Source organism: Azospirillum sp. B4, from assembly GCF_000333275.1.
Taxonomy (GTDB): domain Bacteria; phylum Pseudomonadota; class Alphaproteobacteria; order Azospirillales; family Azospirillaceae; genus Nitrospirillum.
Genome location: NZ_BACU01000167.1, coordinates 1 through 9,472, shown reverse-complemented (window position 1 = coordinate 9,472; position 9,472 = coordinate 1). Strand labels below are relative to the sequence as shown.

The window sequence follows — 9,472 nt, the reverse complement described above, 5'->3', positions numbered from 1 at the left end:
TTCCATTTTTGCTTGCCTTTTCAAAGGAAGGCAGAACGGTGCTATCTCCTTTTCGTTTAATCTCAATGGTGTATTCCATCTTGTTTCCTCAATAATTTAGATGCCACATTGCTCCAATGTGGGCGCAGTTGGGAAAGGTTTCAAGAGGTGGCCCGCGCCCAAGTTTAAGGCGCGGACTCATAAGCTCAATCGCCAGATTGCGGCGATTAGCTTAACGGCAGCAAGATAAGTTTTCCGGTAGTCTGCCGTAGCGGGTCGCAATGCCTCGGAACTGTTTGATCTGTTGCAGAACATTTCCACCAGGTTCCTCTGCCGATAGACTCAGGAAGAGAAGACGAGCGTTCCCTTGCGATTGGATTTGGATGGAATGTTGGCCCAAGCTTTTCGTTCAGCCGCCTTGTCCCGGATGGCGTTGCTGTCTGAACTGCATAGCCCTCTTCAAGGCCGATCCCGCCGCCCGCGTTCCTCCGCCCGCAGGGTCAGGACGCGCACGCCGGTGGCGGTCACCGCCACGGTGTGCTCGAACTGGGCCGACAGCTTGCCGTCGGCCGTCACCACCGACCAGCCGTCGTCCTTGGTTTCCACCCGGGCGCTGCCCTGGTTCAGCATGGGTTCGATGGTGAAGACCATGCCCTCCTTCAGCCGCAGGCCCGTGCCCGGCTTGCCGAAGTGCAGGACCTGCGGCTCCTCGTGCATTTCCCGGCCGATGCCGTGGCCGCAGTACTCCCGCACCACGGAATAGCCGTTGCGCTTGGCGTGGCGCTCGATGACGTGGCCGATGTCGCCCAGATGGGCGCCGGGGCGCACCTGGCGGATGCCGTGCCACAGCGCCTCATACGTCGCCTGCACCAGGCGGCGCGCCGCCGGCGCCACCGCGCCGATCAGGTAGGTCTTGCTGGAATCGGCGATGTAGCCGTTCTTCTCCAGCGTGATGTCGAAGTTGACGATGTCGCCGGTGGCCAGGATGTCGTGGGCCGAGGGCACGCCGTGGCAGACGACGTCGTTGCGCGAGCAGTTCAGGACATAGCCATAGCCGTACTGCCCCTTGCTGGCGGGCCGGGCCCGCAGCTCATTGACGATGTAGTCCTCAACCCGGTCGTTGACCGCCAGGGTGCTGAGGCCCGCCAGCGGCATCTGGTCCAGCATGTGGAAGACGCTGGCCAGCAGGCGCCCGGCTTCGCCCATCGTCTCGATCTCGTCGGGGCGCTTCACCATCAGGACAGGACCGGGTCCAGCTGGGGCGGCTGCCCCGGTTCCAGCCTCACCGACGCCATCTTCAGCTGGATGCGCAGGATGTCGTTCAGCGACAGGGTGGGATTGGCCTCCGCCAGCATGCCGATCTTCATCCAGTATTCGGCCTGGGCGTTGATGGACCGGCATAGCACGGTGCTGGCCTTGCGCACCTCCTCATGCAGGTCGTCGTCGATCTTCACGATGCCCATCACGCCCTCTGTATACGAAACGTATATGGTTCATATATTGCGTGTGCGCTCCCGTCAACGGTGGCTGTCGATTCCGGATAGGTCCCTTGGGGGCGTGCGACTCATCTTGACCGGGTGGCGACTCCGGCTTAGAACATAACAAGAACATCATTCCCGCACGCGTGAGAGACCAAGGCGCATCCCCCATGCCCGCCGAACCCTTCCCCATTTCCGAAACCCAGGACAAGGCGCCACTGGACCGCCGGCACCTGCTGGCGGTGCTGCGGGAACAGGTGCGGGCGGTTGAGGCGCCGGGGACCCGCCGGGGCGTGGTGCCCCTGGGCGTGCCGGCGGTGGACGCCCACCTGCCGGCGGCCGGCCCGGGGGAAAGCGGCGTGAACGGCCTGCCCCGCGCCGCCCTGCACGAGGTGGCGGCGGCAGGCGATCTCGACGCCGGCGCCGCCACCGCCTTCACCGCCTTGCTGGCCGCCCGCCTGGCGGAGCAGGTGCGCGGCCCCATCCTGTGGATGACCCGGGCGCCCGACCTCTACGCCCCCGGGCTGGACGCCCAGGGGGTAGGGCCGGGGCGTCTCGTGGTGGTGCATGCGGCCAGTGAGGTCGATCTGCTGTGGGCCATGGAGGAGGCGCTGCGCTGCCCGCGCGTGGGCGCCGTGGTGGGGGAGGCTGGCGGCCTGGACCTGACGGCCAGCCGCCGCCTGCACCTGGCGGCGGAGGCGGGCGGCGTGCCCGGGTTGCTGCTGCGCCTCGGTCGGGCGAAGGGCGCCAAGGGGGCGGTGAAAAGCACCCAGGCCAGTGCCGCCGTCACCCGCTGGCAGGTCAGTACGGCCCCCATCCAGGATGATGGGAGCGCAGCTTCCGCCTTCACCGGCCCCGCCTGGCGGGTGGAACTGCTGCGCTGCCGCGGTGGCCGGCCGGGGGCCTGGACCCTGTACGAACGCGAGGGCCGGCGGCTGGAAGCGGCGGGGACGATGGCGGTGACGGCGCCGGAAACGCCGCCACCCAGCGCCGCCGTGGTGCCGTTCGCCCCATCCCTGCGCGCGGTGGGCTGACGCCATGCGCCGCATCCTCTCCCTCTGGCTGCCGACCTTTGCCACCGACCGGGCGCGCCGGGGCCTGGTGCCGCCGCCGGCCGCCGACGCGCCCCTGCTGACCCGCATGCCCGACCATGGACGCCTGACCGTGGCGGCGGTGAACGCCGCGGCGCGGGCCCGGCGCCTTCTGCCCGGCATGGGCCTGGCCGATGCCCGCGCCCTGGAGCCGCAGGTGACGGTGGTGGACGCCGATCCCGAGGGCGACGCCGCGGCGCTGGAACGCCTGGCCGACTGGGCGCGCCGCTATACCCCCTGGACGGCGGTGGACCCCAGCGACCCACCGGGCCTCGGGAACGGACCGGGCTTGTTGTTGGACATCACCGGCTGCGCCCACCTGCTGGGCGGGGAACATCCGTTGCTGCTGGACCTGGAGGGCAGGCTGGCCAAGGCGGGGATCGAGGCGCGGGCCGCCATCGCCGACGGCATCGGCGCCGCCTGGGCGCTGGCCCGCTTCGGCGCCCAACTGGTGGTGCCGCCGGGCGGGGCGGCGGAGGCGCTGGCCGACCTGCCGCTGCCGGCCCTGCGCCTGGGGCCTGAACTGGTGGCCAGCCTGCGCCGGGTGGGCCTGCGCCGGGTTGGGGAACTGATGCGCCTGGGCCACGGAACCGGGAAGGGGGGGCGGAACCGGGCGGCCCTGGCGGCGCGTTATGGCGCCCAGGTCTCCCTGCGGCTGGACCAGGCCCTGGGCTGGGTGGACGAACCGTTGTCGCCCCGCCGGCCGCCGTCCCGCCATACAGCCCGCCTGACGGTGGTCGATCCCATCTCCACGCCCGAAGGCCTGGCCCGGGCGGTGCGCCACCTGCTGGGCCAGGTCGCGGCCAGCCTGACGGCGGCGGGGGAGGGGGCCCGCTCGCTGGAGCTGGAGGCCTGGCGCATCGACGCCGGCCACGACGCCCCGCCCCAGGTGCTGACGGTGGGGGCCAGCCGCCCCAACCGCGACCCCGCCCACCTCTGGCGCCTGCTGGAGCCGCGCATGGACCAGCTGGAGCCGGGGCCGGGCTTCGAGGTCATGGCCATCTCCGTCACTCACGCCGCCCCCTTCGAGGACGGGCAGGCGGTGCTGGGCGGTGACGGGCTGGGCGACCTGGCGGGACCGGCGCCGGGCGCCGCCGCGCCGGGGGGCGGCAACCCGGTCATCGCCGACCCGCCCGTCGCGGAACTGGTGGACCGGCTGGGCGCCCGGCTGGGGCAGGACCGGATCCTGCGCCTGCTGCCCCGCCAGAGCTGGATACCGGAACGCGCGGTGCGGGCGGTGCCGGCGGAGGCCCAGGACAACAGCCCATCAGGCGCGCCGCCCGCCTCCGCCCCCCCGTCCTTGGGCGGCGGGGCCTGGCCCGCCGACCGGCCGCGCCCCATCCGCCTGCTGCCCCGGCCGGAGGCGGTGGAGGTGGTGGCCCCCATTCCCGACGACCCGCCCCTGCTGTTCCGCTGGCGCGACCAGACCTATCGCGTCGGCCGGGCAGAGGGGCCGGAACGCCTGCTGCCGGAATGGTGGGAGGGGGGCGAGCGCCGCCCCGACCCCAACCCGGAGCCCCGCGACTATTATCGGGTGGAGGATGGCGAGGGCCGGCGCTTCTGGCTCTACCGCCTGGGCCTCTACCGCGACGGCGGCCCACCGCCCCGCTGGTTCCTGCACGGCTTTTTTGGCTGACCTCCAGCACCACACGGCGCTTGAGGGAAACCATAGGCCGCGACTGCGGCCGCCGGAGATTTCCGGGGAGACGGAGGCGGACTGGAAATCGAGGATAGCCAAGGGCCGGATGGCCCGCCGGCGCCTGAGGAAAACCAACACGCCCGCCCGGCGCTTGAGGGAACCATGTACTCAGAACTTCAGGTCGCCAGTAATTTCAGCTTCCTGCGTGGCGCCTCCAAGGCCAGCCACTTGGTGACGGCGGCCAAGGCGCTGGGGCACCAGGCCATGGCCCTGACCGACCGCAACAGCCTGGCGGGGGTGGTGCAGGCGCATGCGGCGGCGCGCGACCTGGATTTCCGCTTGGTGGTGGGGGCGCGGCTGGACTTGACGGACGGGCCGTCCCTACTGTGCTGGCCCACCGACCGGGCGGCGTACGGCCGCCTGTCCACCCTGCTGACGGTGGGCATGCGCCGGGCGCCCAAGGGGCAGTGCTTTCTGACCCGCGCGGATGTGGAGGAGCACGCGGCCGGCCAGATGATGGCGGTGGTGCCGCCGGACAGCCTCGATACTGGCTTCGCCGCCGACCTGGCCGATTACCGCCGCCGCTTCGGCCGCACCCTCAGCCTGTGCCTGACCCACCGTTACCAGGGTGACGACGCCCGGCGGCTGGATCGGCTGGCGGCCTTGGGGGAGGCGCACGGCGTCGCGGCGCTGGCCACCAACGATGTGCATTACCATCACCCTGGCCGGCGGGCGCTGCAGGACGTGCTGACCTGCATCCGTGAGCATTGCACCATCCAGACCGCGGGCTGGCGCCTGGCCGCCAATGCCGAGCGCCACCTGAAGCCGCCGGAGGAGATGGCGCGCCTGTTCCACCGCCACCCCCGCGCCCTGGCCCGCATCCGTGACATCGTGGAGGCCTGCACCTTCTCCATCGGCGAATTGCGGGCCGACTACCTCTACCCCTCGGAGGTGACGGGGGGTGAGACCCCGCAGGGGCGCCTGGCCCAACTGACGGCGGAGGGGGCGATCTGGCGCTATCCCCGGGAGCGCTATCCGGAGGGCGTGCCGCAGGATGTGCAAAAGCAGATCGACAAGGAATTGGCCCTGATCGGGGAGCTGGGCTACGCCTCCTACTTCCTGACGGTCTATGAGATCGTGCGCTTCGCCCGGGAGAAGGGCATCCTGTGCCAGGGCCGGGGATCGGCCGCCAACTCCGCCGTCTGCTATTGCCTGGGCATCACCTCCATCGACCCGGTGAACACCGGCCTGTTGTTCGAACGCTTCATCTCCACCGCGCGCAAGGAGCCGCCGGACATCGACGTGGATTTCGAGCATGAGCGGCGGGAGGAGGTGATCCAGCATATCTATGAGAAATACGGCCGCGACCACGCCGCCATCGCCGCCACCGTCATCTGCTACCGCTCGCGCGGGGCGGTGCGCGACGTGGGCAAGGCCATGGGGCTCAGCCAGGACACGGTGGGCCAGCTGTCGGCCATGATCTCCGGCTGGGGTAGCGGCACGCCGGAGGAGGAGCGGGCGCGGGAGGCCGGGCTGGACCCTGACGACCCGCTGTTGCGCCAGGTGCTGGACCTGACGGGGGAGATTGCCAAATTCCCCCGTCACCTGTCGCAGCATGTCGGCGGCTTCGTCATCACGCCTAAGCCGCTGGCCACCTTCTGCCCCATCATGAACGCGGCCATGGAGGGCCGGCAGAACATCGAGTGGGACAAGGACGATTTGGACGCCGCCGGCCTGATGAAGGTCGATGTCCTGGGCCTCGGCATGCTCAGTTGCCTGCGCCGGGCGTTCGACCTGCTGCGGGACCATTACGGCCGGGATCTGGACTTGGCCACCATCCCGCAGGGGGATGAGGCGACCTACGACATGCTGTGCGCGGCCGACACCCTGGGCGTGTTCCAGGTGGAGAGCCGGGCGCAGATGTCCATGCTGCCCCGCCTGCGCCCGCGCGAGTTCTATGACCTGGTGGTGCAGGTGGCCATCGTCCGCCCCGGTCCCATCCAGGGCGGCATGGTCCACCCCTACCTGCGCCGCCGCCAGGGGCTGGAGCCGGTGGACTATCCATCCGAAGCGTTGAAGAAGGTGCTGAAGAAGACGCTGGGCGTGCCCCTGTTCCAGGAACAGGCCATGCAGATCGCCATCGTCGGCGCCGGCTTCACCGGGGCGGAGGCCGACGCCCTGCGCCGGGCCATGGCCAGCTTCCGCAAGCTGGGCGACATCGACACGTTCGAGGAAAAGTTCCGCAGCGGCATGCTGAAGAACGGCTACACGGCGGAATTCGCCGAGCGCTGTTTCAGCCAGATCAAGGGCTTCTCCACCTACGGCTTCCCGGAAAGCCATGCCGCCAGCTTCGCCAAGCTGGTTTATGTCTCCGCCTGGATCAAGTGCCACTACCCGGACGTCTTCGCCTGCGCCCTGCTGAACAGCCTGCCCATGGGCTTCTACGCCCCGGCGCAGATCGTGCGCGACGCCCGGGACCATGACGTGGTGGTGCGGCCGCCGGACGTGAACCATTCCGACTGGGACAGCCGGCTGGAGGCGCCGGCGCGGGGGCAGCGGTTCCAGACCCTGCGCCTGGGTCTGCGCCTGGCCAAGGGCCTGAGCGAGGAGGCGGTGCGGCCGCTGCTGGAGGCGCGGGGGCATGAGCCCTACGCCAGCCCGCACGACCTGTGGCGCCGCGCCCGCCTGGCGCCGCGCACCCTGGAACTGCTGGCGGAGGCCGACGCCTTCCAGTCCATGGGCCTGGACCGGCGCCAGGCGCTGTGGGCCGTCAGCGCCCTGGGCGAACGGCTGCCGCCCCTGCTGGATCTGGCGATGAACGCCGGGGAGGACGGGACGGGCAACCCGTGGGAGGAGGAACCCTCCATCGCCACCCTGCCGGCCATGACCCTGGGCGAGCATCTGGTGGAGGATTACAGCCGCCTGTCCCTGTCGCTGAAGCGCCACCCCATGAGCCTGGTGCGCGACGAGGTGGTGGCCCGGCTGGAAAGCCTGGCGGCCAAGCCCCAGGGGAAAATGGTCCGCCGCCATCCGCTGATGCGCATGGAGACGCTGGAGGACCTGGCCGACGGCAGCCGCGTGGCCCTGGCCGGCCTGGTGCTGGTGCGCCAGCGGCCGGGCAGCAGCAAGGGCGTCATCTTCGTCACGCTGGAGGATGAGAGCGGCATCGCCAACCTGGTGCTGATGCCCGAGACCTTCACCGCCTTCCGCCGCCAGCTGCTGGGCAGCCGCCTGCTGCTGTGCCTGGGCCGGGTGGAAAAGGTGATCGCGCCCACCCAGGACGGCGGCCCCAGCGCCACCCCCGTCACCCACGTCCGCGCCGAACGCCTGATCGACTATTCCGACCTGCTGTCCCGCCTGGACGAGCCCACGGGTGCTGCCACCCCCCGCCGCGCCGATGCGACCTTCCCGGACGGGAGGAACTTCCGGTGAGAGGCATGGTATGCTGGGTGACCTGGTGAGGAGTTGGCCCGATGTCCGAGCCCGTCGAACCTTCCGATGCGCACATTCGTGAACCGCGCGATGACCAAGGGCCGCGCGTGCCTGGCTTATGGAGGGGGAAGGTCGCTATCGGACCGGACTTTGATGCCCCGTTGCCAGAATGGCCGATATCGGCAGAGGGGACGGAGATTCGGGAATATCGCGTCAAGCTGCTGAAGCAGGGAGATGATCAAGTCATCCTGATCCCGCCGGAGTTTGAATTCCCCTGTGAGGACGTCGTCCTGCGCAAAGAGGGTGACCGGCTGATCCTTGAGCCCAAGCCCTCTCCGACACCGGAAGAGACGGAGTTCTAAGAGGACACGTCCCCCCGCCTGAACGCCTCCGCGAACTCGTCCGAGGCCACCACCGCCAGGGCGCGGCGCAGCGCCGCCGCCTCTTCCGGGCCGAAGAGGGCGTTGAAACGGGCTTGCGCCACCCGCCACAGGGCCAGGCCTTCCGCCTGCTTGGCCTCGCCCTTTTCCGTCAGGCGGGCGCGTTTGACGCGGCGGTCGCGGGCGTCGGGCACCAGTTCCACATAGCCGTCGCGGATCAGCGGTTTCAGGGTGTGCCCCAGGGCCGACAGGTCCATGACCATGGCGGCGGCCAGGTGCTGCAGCGTGGTGGCGGCCGGGTCGGCCCAGCCGGCGGCCAGCTTCAGGTGGCTCAGCAGGATCTGCTGGGGGGAGGTGAGGCCGGTGGGGGCGGTCACGTCGCCGTAGAGCTGGCCCAGGCGGCGGGCGGCGCGGCGCACGGCGGTGTTGGTGCAATGGTCCCAGCCGCGCAGTTCCGCCGCCGCATCCGCTGCTGTCACATCCATCTCCGCCGCATTTGGTGCCTGGGATACAGGTTCATCCAATTCCGTCGCCCTCCTTCAACACCACGCCCGCCGAGCCATCATGCGCCCGCCGCCGGCCGGGGCATAGGCCCGGCACGGGGACGCCCGCCGCTTCCGTCAGGCCTGCGATGCCGCCGGCGCGGACCTCGCCCAGCGCGTGCCCGATTGACTTGCATGATAATAGTGGCATATACCGGTTTCGTGATCAACGACGCGGACGACGCCAGGGCCGCACGACAGCCCCCCAAACCGCCGGCCGACACCCCCACCCATCCATACGCAAAGGAATTGTCCCATGAGCACGTCCAAAGGCACGGCCCTGGTCACCGGCGCCTCCTCCGGCATCGGCGCCACCTATGCCGACCGTCTGGCCCGCCGCGGCTATGACCTGATCCTGGTGGCCCGCAACCAGGCCCGGCTGGAGGAGCTGGCCGCCCGCCTGCGCACCGAGGCCGGCGTGGCGGTGGAGGTCCTGCCCGCCGACCTGGCCAACCAGGCCGACGTGCTGACGGTGGAGCGGCGCCTGCGTACCGACGCCGCCATCACCCTGCTGGTGAACAACGCCGGCCTGGGCCCCCAGGGCCCGTCCCTGGACAGCGACATCGATTACCAGGACGGCATGATCGCGGTGAACGTCACGGCGGTGAACCGCCTGGCCATCGCCGCCACCGACGCCTTCGCCGCCAAGGGGGAGGGCACCGTGGTCAACATCGCCTCCGTCGTCGCCCTGATCCCGGAGATGTTCAGCGCCACCTACGTCGCCACCAAGGCCTTCGTCTTGGCGCTGACCCAGTCGCTGCAGGCTGAGGCCGCCAAGGCTGGCAAGGCCGTGAAATTCCAGGCCGTGCTGCCCGGTCTGACGCGGACGGAGATTTCGACCGCGTCGGCAAGTCCTTCGACGACCTGGACCAGTCCATGGTGATGGAGGTGGGCGAAATGGTGAAGGCGGCCCTGGCCGGCCTGGACCAGG

Annotated in this window: 8 protein-coding genes and 1 pseudogene; 5 read left to right on the top strand and 4 right to left on the bottom strand. The window is 70.0% G+C overall.

Translation table 11 applies throughout. The features are described from left to right. Positions 1–177: 177 nt before the first annotated feature. The 3 genes and pseudogenes from I55_RS34220 to I55_RS07645 all read right to left on the bottom strand — a co-directional run. Positions 178–420, bottom strand: a pseudogene (locus I55_RS34220) (IS5/IS1182 family transposase); the annotation flags it as partial. 18 nt (positions 421–438) lie between these two features. Next, positions 439–1,215: a type I methionyl aminopeptidase gene (gene map / locus I55_RS07650; RefSeq protein ID WP_044559923.1), complete on the bottom strand. Its 777-nt coding sequence runs from the start codon at positions 1,213–1,215 to the stop codon at positions 439–441. Beyond that, the gene (locus I55_RS07645) at positions 1,215–1,442 is read right to left on the bottom strand and encodes a ParD-like family protein (protein ID WP_044559922.1); all 228 of its coding nucleotides are present in this window, start codon (positions 1,440–1,442) and stop codon (positions 1,215–1,217) included. The genes map and I55_RS07645 overlap by 1 nt, the downstream gene beginning before the upstream one ends. Before the next feature lie 185 nt (positions 1,443–1,627). On the opposite strand from I55_RS07645, the gene I55_RS07640 reads away from it, so the two are divergent. The 4 genes from I55_RS07640 to I55_RS32855 all read left to right on the top strand — a co-directional run bounded on the left by I55_RS07640 (position 1,628) and on the right by I55_RS32855 (position 7,981). After that, a complete protein-coding gene (locus I55_RS07640) occupies positions 1,628–2,491 on the top strand; it encodes an ImuA family protein (RefSeq protein WP_049973930.1) in 864 nt (287 codons plus the stop codon). A gap of 4 nt (positions 2,492–2,495) precedes the next feature. After that, positions 2,496–4,184: a DNA polymerase Y family protein gene (locus I55_RS07635; RefSeq protein ID WP_049973929.1), complete on the top strand. Its 1,689-nt coding sequence runs from the start codon at positions 2,496–2,498 to the stop codon at positions 4,182–4,184. A gap of 165 nt (positions 4,185–4,349) precedes the next feature. Further along, on the top strand, positions 4,350–7,619 hold the full coding sequence (locus I55_RS07630) for an error-prone DNA polymerase (protein ID WP_044559921.1): 3,270 nt from the start codon (positions 4,350–4,352) through the stop codon (positions 7,617–7,619). Between the two features lie 41 nt (positions 7,620–7,660). Then, positions 7,661–7,981: an antitoxin gene (locus tag I55_RS32855; protein WP_049973928.1), complete on the top strand. Its 321-nt coding sequence runs from the start codon at positions 7,661–7,663 to the stop codon at positions 7,979–7,981. Here the strand turns inward: I55_RS32855 and I55_RS07620 are convergent. Next, complete coding sequence (locus I55_RS07620) at positions 7,978–8,478, bottom strand: MarR family winged helix-turn-helix transcriptional regulator (RefSeq protein ID WP_199902498.1); 501 nt, start codon at positions 8,476–8,478, stop codon at positions 7,978–7,980. The genes I55_RS32855 and I55_RS07620 overlap by 4 nt on opposite strands. A gap of 319 nt (positions 8,479–8,797) precedes the next feature. On the opposite strand from I55_RS07620, the gene I55_RS07615 reads away from it, so the two are divergent. Beyond that, the gene (locus I55_RS07615; RefSeq protein ID WP_049973927.1) at positions 8,798–9,424 is read left to right on the top strand and encodes an SDR family oxidoreductase; all 627 of its coding nucleotides are present in this window, start codon (positions 8,798–8,800) and stop codon (positions 9,422–9,424) included. The last annotated feature ends 48 nt before the right edge of the window (positions 9,425–9,472 follow it).